Origin of the sequence: Arcobacter defluvii, assembly GCF_013201725.1 — a bacterium.
GTDB lineage: Bacteria > Campylobacterota > Campylobacteria > Campylobacterales > Arcobacteraceae > Aliarcobacter > Aliarcobacter defluvii.
Genome location: NZ_CP053835.1, coordinates 245,927 through 261,047, shown reverse-complemented (window position 1 = coordinate 261,047; position 15,121 = coordinate 245,927). Strand labels below are relative to the sequence as shown.

Genomic DNA, 15,121 nt, shown 5'->3' with positions numbered 1-15,121 from the left:
AATAAATACTTATAAGGCTTTATTGTTTCAATATTACTCTTCCTCACCCCTCTTTTCATCAATCCTTTTCTCATAGTCATTCATATATCTTTCATACCTGCTTGTGGTTTCTTCACAATATATTTCTTGTTTGGTTAATGCGTCTCTTCTTTTAGCAATTTTAATATCTTCAAGTTTTAACCATTCCATTTTTTTTTCATTCTCAATATCTTTAAGCCTTAGGCATTCCATTTTTTTTTCAATTTCTTTCAAAGTTTCAGCATCAGATTTTTTATTTTCAATTTTAGGAATAATTGATTTTTCTTTGGAAAATTTCAATTCTATATGAGTAGGTTTTTTACTTCCAATTTTATTTAAAAATTTATAGGTAAAATTAAAATTAGTGTTTTTATTTATATCTACAATAATTTTTTCTAATACAATTTTTTTCAAATCATAATTAGAAATATTTTTAAATCCCATTAGATTTTTAAATGTATCAATTTCAATATGAGGAATTTGAACAAATGAATTATTTGTTCTATAATAATCTTTTATCATTTCATATACAATAATTGAATATTTTGATTTTAGTTTTGTTTGTTCTTTTATATCAATATTAGCATAGGAATTTATTTTAAATAATTCCATAAATTCATTTGAAAAAGTAATGCTCACTTCTGATTTCTTCATTGATATGTTTTTCATTATTTTTAATTTTCTTTTATTTTTTAATAAATCAATTTCTAAATTTGTTTCAAATAGATTATATAAAATAGCTCTAATTGCTTCAAAATCCCTAATATTACAAATATTTTTTATGTTTCCTACTCTAAACACATATTTAGGGTTTTCTTCTTTATTTTGGGTATTAACCAATTTTATTAAAAAATTAACTATTAACCTTTCTCTTTGTGTTAAATTGCTGATATAAATTAAAGGTTTGGGTTTATATATTACAAATTCTTCTTCCATTTACTATAAAACCTTTCTTTATTTTCAGTTTATAGCAATAAAAACAATAAATCAAATTAAAACTAAGGAAAGCACAATAAATTGTAAAAAAGCCCTAATTACTCTATTTTAAGAATTATAGAACCTAACACAGAGCCTATTTTATAGGAGTTTATTTCATTTTTTTAAAAACATATAATTCAGTAAGATATATAGCCTTGATGAATTCGCTCTTGCTATAAAGATTTTATGAATAAATTTTTGAAATAAAATTTTACTCCTTTAATGTTTTGCTTTTTTCTATAAGAAATAAATTAGCGAACCATTAGAACCCATTGAGATGGTTTTATTAATTAAGAAGAACTTTCCTAAATAATATTAACTATTTAAACATAAAGCAATTAAAAAAATTAGAGCATTATATTTTTAATAAAAAAATTTATTTTTCTTGCTTCATGACTGCTAATTTATGATTGAAGATAGAAGAAATTTTATTTTCTTTTATCAAAAAATCCCTTAGGGGGTTTAGGTTTTAAAGAAATAGAATTAGAACTTGCACCTTTCTTTTTTTCAAATTGTGAAAATATTTCTAAAATATCTGTTGTGTCCATTAAGAATTGTAAAAGTAAAAACATTTTAGAAGTCCAACCCTTCAGATAATTTATATTTATCCATAATATGAATAATATATTTTAATGAAACTTCTAAATGCTCTTTTTCTTCCTCTGTTAGCAATTCACTTCTATATAGGCAGTTAATTACTAAATCTAATTTTGGTTTATGTTCTTCAAATTTTTCAATTTGTTTTTTTTGTCTATTTGATATTGTGTGAAGTGAGTCCATTTTTTACCTTGTTAATCCTGATTTTGTATTAGTATAAGATTTATTTTCAAGTTCTATTTTTATCTTGTCAAATATTGACAACAAGTCAGGTTTAGATGGTGTTTTTGAATAATCTTTTTGAAGTTCTTCTTTTATTTTTTCTAAATTTCTTTCAATAAGTTCTTTATTTTTCTCAAATTTTTCTTTGTTCTGCTCTTGTATTGCTGTATCCATTCTATTTAGGTAGATATCTACTCTTTTTTGCAATTTAGTAAAGTTTTCATTAGTTAAGTTAAATAAGTTCTTCATATTAGAGATTTGATGGGTTAAGTCTTGTTTTTGTTCTTCCACTTGTTTTAGTTTATAGTAATATTGTGAATTTGTTTTCTTACTGATTTTATTATGGGCTTGGATTTCATAATCTAAATAGTTATTATTAAAATATTGAAGCATTATATAGTTGAAACTTTGTTTTATAAAGTAAGAAAATCTTCTTTTGCCTAAGTCAATTCTTAACAGTTTATTTTCATTTTTGTAATCTATAAAAACATTAGGAACTAAAATATTTATATGATTGTTGCTATTTTGTAAATGAGCAGTTGAGAGAATATAATTATTGATAAATCTATCTCTTTGAGATTTATCATAATTTAATTTGTATTCAGAACTTATAAAATTAACTAATCTTATAAGTATTAAATCTCTTATTCTTTTATAATCTTTTTCTTCTAATTGTATAGAAGAAGGCAAAGATAAAAGAATGCTTTTCCCATAACTTGATTTTCTTCCACTTGCTTTTTTACCACTTATTAGAAAATTCTTCTCTATGTCAATTTTCATTTGCAGGTTTAAAAAGTTTTTAGATATTTGAGGGTGTCTATCCTCAAATCCCACAACCTTGTGGAACTCTTTTAAGTTATGGTTAGGGTGTTGATTTTTTAAGTCATAAATGTATTCATATAAATTCAAAAAAGACTTTACATTGTCTTTATTTTTTTGACTTATACTCTTCATTATGACAGTCCAGTTTTTTAGTCTTCTCATATATAACCTTTGTAAATTTACAAAAATTATATAGCACCATTTTCCCTTTTTGTTAAATGGGAAATTGGACTAAAAATCATCACCCTTTTCAAGATAGGAAATAAACTTTAAAAAGTTTTTTCTCTCTCTTGTGAATGGGTTAAACCCCTTTCAAAACCCCTTATAAATTCAAATTACCACCCTTAGAGTTTTTTATTTTTTCCACCAATCCATTTTTATCAATTTCAATATTTTCAATTGGTGTTTCATTTTTTGAAGTTTGATTATTATCAGGTTTTATAGGTTGGGTTGGTGGTGTATTATCTTCCTTACAAATATCAATATTATTTTTTTTAGTAAATATTTTTACTCTTTCTATAATGTCATTTTTAAGTTCAGTTGGTTCTATAATTTTTACATTTTCTAAACAATGAAAAATTACAGAAATACATTTTTCTTTATAATCTGTTGCTTCAATATAAAACTTATTTGGCATAAAATCACAGTTATATTTTTTAGAAAACTCTTTTAATTTTTTTTCTTCATCATAGATAATCATATTTGATAAAGGAAGCATATTAAAGTATTCATATATAACACTATCACACTCTAAAAGAAGTTTTATTTGTTTTGGTTCTGCTTTTTTAGGTGGTTGTTTTATTTTTATATCTTCTGCTTTTAGCATTGATATATTAGCATTGAAAATATTTGTATCTTCTATATCCTCTTCTAATTTAAGTTTTAAATCATTTAACTCTTTTGTTTCATATTTATTTGTTTCATTATTTTTATATCTCAAATATTTTTTACCATTATTAAAAATAATTGATATAGGTGCAATTTCTATTTCTTCATAAGTATTTCTATTTTTTATCAAGAGATATAATTTATCTTTCATTTCAATAGCAAAAGTAATTTCATATTCTAATTCAAAATATTTATTGTGTTCAGCAGAGGGTTGAATAGTATATTCAATAATATTAGATATTTTTTCAAAAAAGATTTCAATATTAAATTCATTTATAAAACCAATATTTATATATGAAGTTATAAGTGGAGCTAAAATAGCCAACACTTCATTATCATTTATTCTATATTTAGATTTTTTATACCACTTATTTAAATTTAATGTATATTCTTTCCTATTTTGTTGAAGAGTAATTTTATTTTTATCTATTATCTCATAAAGATTCAATACCTTTAAAGATTTATCAACTGCATTTTTTATACCACTATCAATAAAATATTCTTTTTCTTTCAATTCTGTAGCACTTACTTGAATAGGGTTATTCAAAATTATTGTTTCTAATATTTTATAAATAACTAAATCTTTATCATAGGCATTTATTATTGATTTATTTTGATTAGAAAATAGTTTTTGGAATTCATACAATAACACTTCTTTTTCTTCAAAAGTATCAAAATCTTTAATTCTATCAATTTCACTTTCTAAATCATACCAATTTATTGATGTATGTTTTTTCTTTCTTATTTTATCAATTTCTTTTTCTAAGTTCGGTTTTAAGGGTTTTAAATCTTTCATTGTTTTCCATTTTAATTTTTAGTTGATACTTGTGAGATTTTACAATAACTAGACTTTCAGTCAAATCAAAAATACAAAGGACTGAAAGTGAAAACAATTCAAAACAAAAAACCAATTAATGTGTATGCAGAAACAAAGCATAAAAAAACAAAAATAACTGAATATATAGAAAAGGAACTAAATCCATTTTCTAATATTGATAATGATTCTATTCAAAAACCATTATCTACCTTATTTAAAAATTTGAATGAAATAAATCCAAATACAAAATTAGATTTTATATATCCTATTATTGAAGATATGAAAAAAACTGAAAACTTAAAAGAGTTGAGATTATATATCAATTTACTTAATGCTAAATTAGAAAATATCTTAAAACCTAAGAATGATATTATTAGAAAAGAAGTTATAAATGATAAAAAAATTAATGAAATAAGGTTAAAAGAAATATTATTTGAACATAGAAATTCAGCAGTAGATTTATTCTTTAATCTATTTTATATATTTTCACTTTTATCTTATACAAATGATAAAAATGTAATTTTTAGAATAAATAACTTATCAAATAATGCCCTTATTGATTATGCTAAAAAGAATTCTAAATTTTTTAGTTTCAATAAAATGTCATTACATACTTTATATGCTTTATGTGGAGGGAAAAAGAAATTTTACTCATTTATAAATTTACATTTAAAAGAACTTACTACTTCAAAAACTATCACAAAATTTGTAGACCCATTTATGGGAGGGGTTGGAAGTTTTTATTCTTCATATAGTGTAATAAAAGAAAATGATATCAAAGTTATTTTAAATGATTTAAATCCTGCTATTGCTTGTTTAAATAATCATGTTAAATCTAAAAGTGAGAATAAAAATATTTTAAAAAATATTTCTTTCTTCATTCAAAAACTATTTCAAAAAACTAATATGTTTGAAGCAACATATAAAGATACAAATTTATTCATTAAAAGACTTGAAAAGATTTTTAATTACAGAGTAAATAAAGAGGGAAAAAACAGAAGCACATTAACTTCTTCAATTCTACTTTTTTTATTAAACAATAATTTTGGAGGAAATTATAAAACAAAAGAAGATGGTTCAACAACTTTTAGCGTTCCAAAAGATTTAAACAAATTTGATAGATATTTTAATTTTGTGGGAAAAGTTGAATTATATAACTTTTTATACAATTCTGTAAATGTTAGAATTGAAAATAAAGATTATAAAGAAATACTGAAAAAAAACAGTAAAAAAGAAGATACTCATACAACTTTTGACCCTCCATATTTTAATGAATGTCATTTGACTATTTCAGAATTTGAAAAACAAAGAGCTGAATTAAACAAGCAATTTCTTGAAGTATCTACTGAAAAAGAAAAAAATAAAATTGCTTCTAAAATGAATAAAATTTTAGGTGGTTGTGTTGCAAACTATGGAAAATATGGAGATAACTTTAACCATGAGGAATTATTAAAAGATTTAGCCCTAGTAAAAGGAGATATTTCATATTTTAATTATTCTCATCCTCTTATAGGTAAGTATTGTTTAGATTATGGCTTAAAAGTTAAAGCTCTTGGGAGAAAATCAACAAATTCAAAAAATGAAAAAGGTGGAACAATAGATACAAAATATGAAGTATTTATGACTGGTTCAGTAATCAATACAAGAGAAATATTATGAATATAAATTTAGAAGCATTAGAGCAAATTCCTAATATTTATAAACTACTTTTACAATTAAATGAAAAAATAGAAAATAGAGTTGAGAAAAGATGGTTATCAACAACTGAAACTGCTCACTATTTAGGTTATTCAAAAGATTCTATTGATTTTATGGTTAAAAAAGGTGAGTTCATTGTAAATATTCATTATTACCAAGTTGAAAGAAAAAGAATGTTTGACAAAGAATCCCTTGATAAATGGGTTATGGGAATTACTTCTAACAATGATTATATGAAAAACCAAATTGATACTACTATAGAAGAAATAATTTCTTCTATAGCCGCTTAACTAAGTCTAATTTAGCCTAATTTCAATTATAATTACAAAGTATTTATGGTTGATTTGTGGTTAAACAAAAAAAGGGAAACACACAATGAAACTATATGTGAAAAAATCAAAAAATAAAGATGGTTTTAAAGAAACTCTATGGGTTGATTTCACTCATAATGGAATTAGATATAGAAAACCTTTAAACCTTGACAATACACCTGCTAATAAAAAATTAGCAGAAAAATCAATAATACCCAAATTACACTATAAAATTATAAGTGGGGAGTTCTTTAAAAATATAATGCCAACAGTTGATGAATGTATGAAAAAATCTTTTGAACTTCAAAGTTCAAACAGAAAAACATTTACACAAAATGATTATAAAAGTAAATATGAGAAACATTTAAAACCTATTTTTGGGAATAAAAAAATTGATACTATAAAAGGAACTGACATAACTTTATGGCAGAATAAAATGATTGAACAAGGGTATGCTATTAAAACCATAAAAGGGGTTAGAGGAATACTTTCAACAATGTATGAAGACGCAATGAGAGATGAAATTGTTTCAAAAAATCCAATTAGACTAGCAAGTCAATTATCAACTAGAAATAGAGTTAAAGATGTTGAAGATATTGAACCTTTTACTATGGAACAAATTCAAAAGTTAATTTCTAATTGTGAAAATCAACAAATGAAAAACTTTTATATGTTTTTATTTACAACAGGAGTAAGAGGTGGAGAAGCAATAGGTTTAGAATGGAAAAATGTAGATTTTTTTAATAAAACTATTGAAATTAAATCACAAGTTGGAAGAGGTGTAATTGGTTCTCCAAAATGGGATTCATTTAGAACTATTCCAATTATTGATAGTTTAATACCTTTTCTAAAAAGTCAATTTAAAATAACTGGAAAACAAAATTCTTATGTATTTATAAATAATGAGGGAACTCATTTTTGGGATATTTCAAAAATTAGAGGAAATTACTGGAAAAAAGATTTAGAAAAATCAGATATTCCATATAGAAAGATACATAATACAAGACACACATTTTGTTCAACAATGATTTCAAGTGGGGAAGATGTAAATTATGTTAGTAAAATTGCTGGACATTCTTCAACTAAAATGACACTTGAAGTTTATTCAAAATATATTCCTAATAAAAATAGGAACTTTGGAAAAATATTTAATGAAAGTTTTTGACACTGATTGACACTCAAATGACACCAAGATTTTTAAAAGTCTTTGAAGATACCGAAAAAAGGGGGATTTTTAAAAGGTGGTGCGGATGAGAAGACTCGAACTTCCACACCGTGAGGCACCAGATCCTAAGTCTGGCGTGTCTACCAATTTCACCACATCCGCATAATTTTTCAAAAAAAGATTTAGATGGTAAACCTAAACCAAAAAGTGGTACTCCCAGTACGATTCGAACGTACGGCCTACGCCTTAGAAGGGCGTTGCTCTATCCAGCTGAGCTATGGAAGCAATAAAAAATAAATGGGGTAGGTAATGGGGCTCGAACCCACGACCCTCGGAACCACAACCCGATGCTCTAACCGACTGAGCTATACCTACCACAAGATTTAAATTAATTAAATGGTCGGGGCGAGAGGATTCGAACCTCCGGCCCCCTGGTCCCAAACCAGGTGCGCTAACCAGACTGCGCTACGCCCCGACAAAAATGTTTTTGAAGTTTCACAAAAAGTGGACGGAATTATATTAAATATATTTAACTTTGTCAAGGGTTTTTAGGAGAAATTCTAAAATTCTTCAAAATTTCTCCAAAATAACTAAAATTGAATCAACCCATCAACTGGAGAACTAGCTGTTGCATAAGGCTTTTTAGGGATTCTTCCTGCTTTATAACCAAGTCTTCCTGCAATTACTGCATATTTCATTGCTTCTGCCATAGCAATTGGATTTTGGGCACAAGCTATCGCTGTGTTAGTTAAAACAGCTTCTGCACCTAATTCCATTGCGATTGTAGCATCTGAAGCACACCCAACACCAGCATCAACAATAACAGGAACTTTTACAGCTTCTCTAATAAAGGCAATATTATATCTATTTTGGATTCCAAGTCCTGAACCAATTGGTGCAGCTAATGGCATAATAGCATCTGCACCTGCATCTTCTAATCTTTTTGCAATAATTGGATCATCACTTGTATAAGCCATGATTGTAAAGCCATCTTTTTTTAAGATTTCACAAGCTTTGATTGTTTCAATTACATCTGGATACAAAGTTTTTTGAGCATCACCAATAACTTCAAGTTTAATAATATCTATTCCTGTTGCTTCTCTCATCAGTCTAAAAGTTGTAATTGCTTCTTCTGCTGTGAAACACCCTGCACTATTTGGTAATAATTTTACATTTGTATCTTTAAAATAATCTAGTAAATTCTCTTCATTTGGATTAGTTATATTTACTCTTCTAATTGCAACTGTAATTAGCTCACTTCCTGAAGCTAATGTTGCATCTTTAGTTGTTTGAAAATCTTTATATTTACCACTTCCAACGATTAATCTACTATTAAATTCATATTTACCTATTTTTAAAATATCACTCATATTGTATTTTCTCCTATAAATTTTAAATATTCTTCACTTGCATTTGCAATATCGAGTTGAATAATTTCAGGCAAATCATAACTATGTAATTCTAATATTTTGCTTTTAATTTTGTCAAAATTATCTTTTCTTGTTTTTATATTTAAAAGTGTTTCATTATCACTACAGAATTTTTCTTTCCAATTATATAAGGATTCTATTTCACTCAACTGTACACAAGCTGCAAGTTTTTCTTCTATCAAAATCTTTGCTATATTTTTAGCCTCTTCTTTAGAAGAACAAGTTGTTTGAACTATAATTGCTTTCATAATTTTTTAATCTCTTCAATTAAATCAGAAGGTATTAAAGAGTAATTGTTCTTTTTATAATTTCTAGCACCAAAAGCATGTGCTAAACTTGCACTTATTGCTGCTTCAAGTGGCTTATAACCTTGAGCTAATAAAGAACCTATAAGACCACTTAAAACATCACCACTTCCACCTTTACTTAAAACTGCACTTCCAAAACTATTTACATAAAGTTTTTCACTTTGAGCAATAATTACATTTGCACCTTTTAATAGTAAAACCACATTTGGATATTTTTTACAAAACTTTTCAACATATAAAAATCTATTATTTTGTAACTCTTGTACAGATATATCAGCTATTTCACAAAGTTTTAATAAAGATATAAACTCTTTTGGATGAGGAGTTAAAACTATTTCTTGGTCTAAAACTTCACAAATTAATTTATCATAAAATAAATCAGCATCAATTATTTTTGATACATCTTTATTTAAAATTTTTCTTATTTCATCTGTTTCATATTTTCCTAAACCCATACCAATTGCAATTGCTGTACAGTTTTCACTAATAAAATGAGTTTGCATAATATGATAAGGTAAATCAAGATTTTCATGACAAACTACACTTACAAGTCCAGCTCCAAATCCAAAAGCTGCTTTTGCTGCAATTATTCCCGCACCTTTTTTACAACCTGCAACTACATTTAAATGTCCATATGAACCTTTATGAGAATTTTTTTTATTTCTAAAAGGCAAGTTCATATCACTTTCATCTAATAAAAATTTATTAGTTTGTGTTTCGTAAATCTCTCTTTGAACACCAAGATTTGACACGATTATTTCACCAATATAATCTTTTGCAAAATCACTAAAAAGCGAAGTTTTTAATGCTCCCATAGTAATAGTAACATCTGCTTCAAAAGTTGAATTGTTTATTTGTCCAAAATGATTTATTCCACTTGGAATATCACAAGCTATTTTAAAAGAGTTATAAGAATTTAAAGTATCAATTAGATTTAAATATTTTTCACTAAGTGGTTTGTTTAAACCTGTTCCAAACAAACAATCTACTACAATATCAGCTTCAAATAGTTCATTTACTTCTTTTATATTTAAAGTTTTAACTCTTTTGTATTGAAGTTTTGCCATAGAAGATTTTGGTTCACTTGCAAGATATAAACTTACATCAAATTTTTTATGTAAAAGTCTAGCAAGAGCTAAACCATCAGCTCCATTATTTCCAGTTCCGCAAACAATCAATACTGATTTATTTTCTTCAAAGATATTTTCTATGTAAGAGTACATACTAAAAGCTGCATGCTCCATTAAAATATCTTCATTCAAGAAAAACCCTTCGTAGCATCTTTTATCTAAAGAATTTACCTCATCAAATATTTTTTGCATAACAGCTCCTTAAATGATTTAGTTTTTAAATTTCCAGTTCTCTTTTATTAATATCTCTTTGATTTTATCTTTAAAATCACCCTGAATTTCAAGCCACTCATTATTTATCGCTCCACCACAAGCAAGCTTTTTCTTTAGAAGTTTTAAAACCTCTTTTTTCTCACTCTCTTCAATATAAAATCTTCCAATTAAAGTTACAGGTTTTCCATTTCTTTTCTCAAATGTAAAAACCAGTTGATGTTGATTTTTTGGTATTAATTCATTTGAAGATTTTTTGGGATTTTTTTTATCCTCTTTTACTGTATCGTGACTGTTTCCTTCAAGTTTTGAACCTAATCCTTTTGATAACATATCTGCTAAACTCATCAAAACTCCTTTATTCTTGTTTGTATATCAATTTCTTCTATACTTATAAAATCTTTTACTTTGTACTGTTCAACTGCAACTCGTCCAATCATTGCTGCATTATCACTACAATATTTAAGTTCACTAAGATATAAGTTCATATTGTGCTTTTTGCAAAGTTCATCTATTTGTGCTCTTAAATAAATATTTGCACTAGCGCCTCCAACAATTGCAAAGTTTTTTGGAACTTCTTGTTTAAATTGTTTTTTTAGTTTTTGCAAAATATGGTCAACTGCTGTTTTTTGAAAACTTGCGCAGATATCATATTTATCTTGTTCGATAATTCCAAATTCTCTATTTTCAAGTTTTTCAATATGAAGTCTAACTGCATTTTTAAGTCCACTATAACTAAACTCTATTTTTGGACTTTGACTAAGTGGAATTGGTAACTCAAATCTATTTGCATCACCTTTTAAAGAATACTCTTGAACAACGGGACCACCTGGATAACCAAGTCCTAACATCTTAGCAACTTTATCAAAACTCTCACCAAAACTATCATCAATCGTAGTTGCAATAACTTTCATATCAGTTAAACTATTTGCTTCAATAATTTGTGTATGTCCCCCTGAAACTAATAAAACAGTAATAGGAAGAACAGCTTCTTTTTCTATAAAAAGTGAATAAATATGACCTTTTAAATGATTTACTGCAATTAAAGGAAGATTTAAAGAAATACTTAAAGCTTTTGCCATTGTTACACCTTCCATAAGTGTAACAGAAAGACCAGGAGCATTTGTAACAGCTATTGCTTTAAGTTTAGGAAAATACTCTTTACACTCTTCAAGTATTTTAGGAAGTGCTTCAATATGAAGCCTAGCTGCAAGCTCTGGAACTACTCCTCCATAAACACTATGCTGTAATTCTTGAGATATTTTTTTATGATAGATTAATTCATTTGTTTCTATTTTTGTAATTGAAATAGAACTATCATCACAACTACTTTCTATACTTAAAATCATTTTTGCTCTTTATTAATTTCACATTCATCAACTCGTTTTATCCAATCAAGTGCACAATCAAGTTTACCAAATCCAGAAGCAGCATTTATATGTCCTGCATTTTCCATAATCTTCATACCGATATTTAGTTTTGATTGAAGTTCAATTGCTTCTTCTAAACTCATATAAGGATCATTTGTTGATGATGCCATTATAATTTCACAAGCTTTTAAATCTTTTACTATTGGATATGGAAAAAATGTTTTTGCATCTTCTAAAACTTCATTTCGAACAGGTGCAACAAGCATCAATTTATCAAGTTTTATATCAAACTCATCACATGTATGAAACCATAATATATTTGCCAAAGAGTGACAAACTACAATATCAGGTTTAAAATGTTTTATTTCATTTTTTAAGAACTCTTTCCATTCTTCTAACTTTGGGTTATTTCTACTTGGAAATATAGGAAATGAAACTACATAATTTTCTTTAATTAAATCCATTGCAAGTTGTGATTGCCAATGAGGATAATCACTTCCTCCAAGTCCATGAAGTATTAATACTCTTTTACTCAAATTCTATCCTTTAATAATCTCTTACACATCTAACATATTTTTTCTTAATACGATTATCATAATACGGTGTCCCACTTATAAAATGCATATAATCAGCATAATACCAAAGTGTTCTCCAATGAGCTTTTGCTGCCCAATAACCGTCAGGAACATTATATTTAAATGCTCTATTTATATATGTCTTTGTATTAGTTTTATCAACTATTAACTCATACTCTTCAACTTTTGGCAATCGCCAATTATTAAATCCTAAATGTGTTATTTCTTTACAATATTTTGCTGCATTTTCATGATTTTTTAAAGTTTTAATAACTGAAATATTATCAAGCCACATAAGTTTTGCAACATCATCAATAACCACTTCTTTTTGACTATCTCTATTAATTTTTGCATCTAAAAATGAAAAAATTATCAAAATTACAAATAGATATTTCATTATCTATCCTTTATATTTAGTTATCTCAAATTTTCCTCTATTTAATTGTGACTCCACATTTTCATCTAAAAACTCAATTGTTATTTTATAGTCTTTTTTGAAAACAAAACCAACTAATTCTTTTTGTGAAGTTTTATTATCTTCTATTGTACTATGTTTTTTCCACTCTTCAAATTTTTTCTCATATAAATTTGTAATATTCTTTTCAAAATTATTTCTTGTATAAATCAAATAAATAACTAAAATAAGCAAAATAGCAAAAGGTATAATCAAATCATAATTCACAATATTTTCTCACTTCTTTATCTATTTGAAAAATTTCATCTATTGAAGTTGGATTAACGTTATTAAATTTTTTTATTGCATTCATTGTAATTTTTGAAATATCTAAAAATCCTATTTGAGAATTTAAAAATTTTGATACTGCAACTTCGTTAGCAGCATTTAAAACTACACCCAAATCAAGATTATTTAATATTTCATCTTTTATTTCCCAAATTGGATATCTTGAAACTTCTATTTTTTTAAACTCAAGATTTCCAATATCAATTAAATTTACAGGTTTTAATATCTGTTCATCACAACGACCAAGTATTGCATAAGCTATTGGAAGTTGCATTGAAGTATTAGCAATATGTGCAGTTGTACTTCCATCAACAAAATTTATAAAAGCATGAATGAGTGATTTTGTTTCTATTATTGCATCTAGTTTTCTAATGTCAAAAAGCCAAGCAGCTTCCATTAATTCAAACATTTTATTTGTCATAGTTGCACTATCAATTGTAATTTTATTTCCCATTGACCAATTAGGATGGGCAAGAGCTTCTTTAATTGAAACATTTGAAAGCTTATCAAGTGGATAATCCCTAAAAGATCCACCACTTGCAGTTATCATCATCGAATCAATTTTTTTATCTTGAAGTAAATACCAAAGCCCAAAATGTTCACTATCTATTGGACTTAAATTTTTTTGGTCTATAAATTTTCCAGCAACAACAAGTGATTCTTTATTTGCTAAAGCAATTTTTTTACCACATTCTATAGCTTTTAATGTTGGTTTTAATCCTAAAAATCCAACCAGTGCATTTACAACTGTTTTAGAACTACTATTTTCAATTGCTTCTAAAATAGCAGTTTCTCCAAAAGAAACATTATCATGACAAACTAAAGATATATCTTCTTTTCTATCAATAACAACTTTTTTAGGTTTAAACTCTCTTATTTGTTCATTTAGCAGTTTTATATTTCTTCCTGCAACTAAAACTTCAACATTCAAATCAAATTTTCGTGCAATATTTAAAGTATTTACGCCTATTGAACCTGTACTTCCAAGAAGTATCAAATGATTATCCTTAAAATTACAAGCATCGCAATTGCACCAAATAAATAGCCATCTGTTCTATCTAAAATTCCACCATGACCTGGTAAAATAGAACCACTATCTTTTAATCCTGCTTCTCTTTTTAAGTAACTTTCAAATAAATCACCAAATACTGAAGCAAAAGATACAATAGCTGAAACAATTATTGCGCCAATGATACTTATTTCATTAATAGAAGATAATGTTCCTAAAACAACAGCAAATGCAATTCCGCCAATTACACCTTCAACTGTTTTATTTGGACTTGTTTCACAAAATTTTGTTTTTCCAAATGTTCTACCAACAAAATAAGCTCCAATATCAGTACTTGCAACAATTACCAATAACCATAAAAGAGTCATTACTCCATACTCACTATAAAGCGTCAATAAAAATAAAAATGATGCTGTGGGATACAAAAGAGGCAAAAACAGTTTTTGATTCAATGTTCTTTTATAAGCTAATTGTGAAGCATAACCAATTGCTACAATAAAAATCAAATCAATAGGCATTGGATAAAAAAATGCTGCAAACCACAATAAAGCAGTGTAAACGTAAATACTATCACTTTTTAAACTATATAATTTTTTTGATTCAGAAATTGAAATCATTAACATAATTCCAAATACTAACCAAAATAAAAAATATGAATCAATATAGCCAAGTATTAACATAGCTAAAATTAAAACAATTCCTGTTTTTATACGAGTTGAACTCTCGTTTATTATCTCAGACATTTATCAAACCTTAAAGTTAAAAGTTTTTAATTATACTAAATTTTGGCTTTTGGTTACTTTGTTTTGTTTGTTTTAATTAATGTTAGTT

Annotated in this window: 17 protein-coding genes and 4 tRNA genes; 3 read left to right on the top strand and 18 right to left on the bottom strand. The window is 26.2% G+C overall.

The window, feature by feature from the left end; translation table 11 throughout:
• Positions 1 to 33: 33 nt before the first annotated feature.
• The 4 genes from ADFLV_RS01445 to ADFLV_RS01430 all read right to left on the bottom strand — a co-directional run bounded on the left by ADFLV_RS01445 (position 34) and on the right by ADFLV_RS01430 (position 4,321).
• Positions 34 to 954, bottom strand: coding sequence for a replication initiation protein (locus ADFLV_RS01445; RefSeq protein WP_129012150.1), 921 nt, complete (start codon positions 952 to 954; stop codon positions 34 to 36).
• 615 nt (positions 955 to 1,569) lie between these two features.
• The gene (locus ADFLV_RS01440) at positions 1,570 to 1,776 is read right to left on the bottom strand and encodes a hypothetical protein (RefSeq protein WP_129012149.1); all 207 of its coding nucleotides are present in this window, start codon (positions 1,774 to 1,776) and stop codon (positions 1,570 to 1,572) included.
• A 3-nt stretch (positions 1,777 to 1,779) separates the two neighbouring features.
• Positions 1,780 to 2,799: a hypothetical protein gene (locus ADFLV_RS01435; RefSeq protein ID WP_164968548.1), complete on the bottom strand. Its 1,020-nt coding sequence runs from the start codon at positions 2,797 to 2,799 to the stop codon at positions 1,780 to 1,782.
• Positions 2,800 to 2,959: 160 nt separating this feature from the next.
• Positions 2,960 to 4,321, bottom strand: coding sequence for a hypothetical protein (locus ADFLV_RS01430; protein ID WP_129012147.1), 1,362 nt, complete (start codon positions 4,319 to 4,321; stop codon positions 2,960 to 2,962).
• A gap of 87 nt (positions 4,322 to 4,408) precedes the next feature.
• On the opposite strand from ADFLV_RS01430, the gene ADFLV_RS01425 reads away from it, so the two are divergent.
• The 3 genes from ADFLV_RS01425 (at position 4,409) to ADFLV_RS01415 (ending at position 7,516) form a co-directional block, all read left to right on the top strand.
• Positions 4,409 to 6,001, top strand: coding sequence for a DNA adenine methylase (locus ADFLV_RS01425; protein WP_129012146.1), 1,593 nt, complete (start codon positions 4,409 to 4,411; stop codon positions 5,999 to 6,001).
• On the top strand, positions 5,998 to 6,330 hold the full coding sequence (locus ADFLV_RS01420) for a helix-turn-helix domain-containing protein (protein ID WP_129012145.1): 333 nt from the start codon (positions 5,998 to 6,000) through the stop codon (positions 6,328 to 6,330). Before ADFLV_RS01425 ends, ADFLV_RS01420 begins: the two co-directional genes overlap by 4 nt.
• A gap of 85 nt (positions 6,331 to 6,415) precedes the next feature.
• Positions 6,416 to 7,516 (top strand): tyrosine-type recombinase/integrase, encoded by a 1,101-nt coding sequence (locus ADFLV_RS01415; protein ID WP_129012144.1) that lies wholly within the window; start codon positions 6,416 to 6,418, stop codon positions 7,514 to 7,516.
• Positions 7,517 to 7,593: 77 nt separating this feature from the next.
• On the opposite strand, the gene ADFLV_RS01410 is transcribed toward ADFLV_RS01415, so the two are convergent.
• From ADFLV_RS01410 to ADFLV_RS01345, 14 genes are all read right to left on the bottom strand, one after another.
• Positions 7,594 to 7,678: transfer RNA gene (locus ADFLV_RS01410), tRNA-Leu, on the bottom strand.
• A gap of 46 nt (positions 7,679 to 7,724) precedes the next feature.
• Positions 7,725 to 7,801, bottom strand: a tRNA-Arg gene (locus tag ADFLV_RS01405).
• A 13-nt stretch (positions 7,802 to 7,814) separates the two neighbouring features.
• Positions 7,815 to 7,891: transfer RNA gene (locus ADFLV_RS01400), tRNA-His, on the bottom strand.
• 22 nt (positions 7,892 to 7,913) lie between these two features.
• A tRNA-Pro gene (locus ADFLV_RS01395) sits at positions 7,914 to 7,991 on the bottom strand.
• A 115-nt stretch (positions 7,992 to 8,106) separates the two neighbouring features.
• Entirely contained in the window at positions 8,107 to 8,886 is a 780-nt protein-coding gene (locus tag ADFLV_RS01390; protein ID WP_014472999.1) for a thiazole synthase, read from the bottom strand.
• Positions 8,883 to 9,194 carry a divalent-cation tolerance protein CutA gene (gene cutA, locus ADFLV_RS01385; protein WP_129012143.1) on the bottom strand — a complete coding sequence of 104 codons (312 nt, stop codon included), beginning with the start codon at positions 9,192 to 9,194 and terminating at the stop codon, positions 8,883 to 8,885. The genes ADFLV_RS01390 and cutA overlap by 4 nt, the downstream gene beginning before the upstream one ends.
• Complete coding sequence (locus tag ADFLV_RS01380) at positions 9,191 to 10,576, bottom strand: NAD(P)H-hydrate dehydratase (protein ID WP_129012142.1); 1,386 nt, start codon at positions 10,574 to 10,576, stop codon at positions 9,191 to 9,193. Before ADFLV_RS01380 ends, cutA begins: the two co-directional genes overlap by 4 nt.
• Before the next feature lie 18 nt (positions 10,577 to 10,594).
• A complete protein-coding gene (locus ADFLV_RS01375) occupies positions 10,595 to 10,942 on the bottom strand; it encodes an SUI1 family translation initiation factor (protein ID WP_228712414.1) in 348 nt (115 codons plus the stop codon).
• Complete coding sequence (gene tsaD, locus ADFLV_RS01370) at positions 10,942 to 11,943, bottom strand: tRNA (adenosine(37)-N6)-threonylcarbamoyltransferase complex transferase subunit TsaD (RefSeq protein ID WP_129012140.1); 1,002 nt, start codon at positions 11,941 to 11,943, stop codon at positions 10,942 to 10,944. Before tsaD ends, ADFLV_RS01375 begins: the two co-directional genes overlap by 1 nt.
• Complete coding sequence (locus tag ADFLV_RS01365) at positions 11,940 to 12,500, bottom strand: RBBP9/YdeN family alpha/beta hydrolase (RefSeq protein ID WP_014472994.1); 561 nt, start codon at positions 12,498 to 12,500, stop codon at positions 11,940 to 11,942. Before ADFLV_RS01365 ends, tsaD begins: the two co-directional genes overlap by 4 nt.
• A gap of 10 nt (positions 12,501 to 12,510) precedes the next feature.
• The gene (locus ADFLV_RS01360; protein WP_014472993.1) at positions 12,511 to 12,936 is read right to left on the bottom strand and encodes an Lcl C-terminal domain-containing protein; all 426 of its coding nucleotides are present in this window, start codon (positions 12,934 to 12,936) and stop codon (positions 12,511 to 12,513) included.
• 3 nt (positions 12,937 to 12,939) lie between these two features.
• The gene (locus ADFLV_RS01355) at positions 12,940 to 13,221 is read right to left on the bottom strand and encodes a hypothetical protein (RefSeq protein ID WP_129012139.1); all 282 of its coding nucleotides are present in this window, start codon (positions 13,219 to 13,221) and stop codon (positions 12,940 to 12,942) included.
• The gene (gene dxr / locus ADFLV_RS01350; RefSeq protein WP_014472991.1) at positions 13,211 to 14,278 is read right to left on the bottom strand and encodes a 1-deoxy-D-xylulose-5-phosphate reductoisomerase; all 1,068 of its coding nucleotides are present in this window, start codon (positions 14,276 to 14,278) and stop codon (positions 13,211 to 13,213) included. The genes ADFLV_RS01355 and dxr overlap by 11 nt, the downstream gene beginning before the upstream one ends.
• Complete coding sequence (locus ADFLV_RS01345; RefSeq protein WP_014472990.1) at positions 14,275 to 15,033, bottom strand: phosphatidate cytidylyltransferase; 759 nt, start codon at positions 15,031 to 15,033, stop codon at positions 14,275 to 14,277. Before ADFLV_RS01345 ends, dxr begins: the two co-directional genes overlap by 4 nt.
• Between the last annotated feature and the right edge of the window lie 88 nt (positions 15,034 to 15,121).

Bases quoted from the DNA above. Each gene is read 5' to 3' on its own strand.
- ADFLV_RS01430 (WP_129012147.1), bottom strand. From the start codon at position 4,321: ATGAAAGATTTAAAACCCTTAAAACCGAACTTAGAAAAAGAAATTGAT.
- tsaD (WP_129012140.1), bottom strand. From the start codon at position 11,943: ATGATTTTAAGTATAGAAAGTAGTTGTGATGATAGTTCTATTTCAATT.
- ADFLV_RS01445 (WP_129012150.1), bottom strand. From the start codon at position 954: ATGGAAGAAGAATTTGTAATATATAAACCCAAACCTTTAATTTATATC.
- ADFLV_RS01440 (WP_129012149.1), bottom strand. From the start codon at position 1,776: ATGGACTCACTTCACACAATATCAAATAGACAAAAAAAACAAATTGAA.
- ADFLV_RS01375 (WP_228712414.1), bottom strand. From the start codon at position 10,942: ATGAGTTTAGCAGATATGTTATCAAAAGGATTAGGTTCAAAACTTGAA.
- ADFLV_RS01435 (WP_164968548.1), bottom strand. From the start codon at position 2,799: ATGAGAAGACTAAAAAACTGGACTGTCATAATGAAGAGTATAAGTCAA.
- cutA (WP_129012143.1), bottom strand. From the start codon at position 9,194: ATGAAAGCAATTATAGTTCAAACAACTTGTTCTTCTAAAGAAGAGGCT.
- ADFLV_RS01415 (WP_129012144.1), top strand. From the start codon at position 6,416: ATGAAACTATATGTGAAAAAATCAAAAAATAAAGATGGTTTTAAAGAA.
- ADFLV_RS01360 (WP_014472993.1), bottom strand. From the start codon at position 12,936: ATGAAATATCTATTTGTAATTTTGATAATTTTTTCATTTTTAGATGCA.
- ADFLV_RS01380 (WP_129012142.1), bottom strand. From the start codon at position 10,576: ATGCAAAAAATATTTGATGAGGTAAATTCTTTAGATAAAAGATGCTAC.
- ADFLV_RS01390 (WP_014472999.1), bottom strand. From the start codon at position 8,886: ATGAGTGATATTTTAAAAATAGGTAAATATGAATTTAATAGTAGATTA.
- ADFLV_RS01345 (WP_014472990.1), bottom strand. From the start codon at position 15,033: ATGTCTGAGATAATAAACGAGAGTTCAACTCGTATAAAAACAGGAATT.
- ADFLV_RS01420 (WP_129012145.1), top strand. From the start codon at position 5,998: ATGAATATAAATTTAGAAGCATTAGAGCAAATTCCTAATATTTATAAA.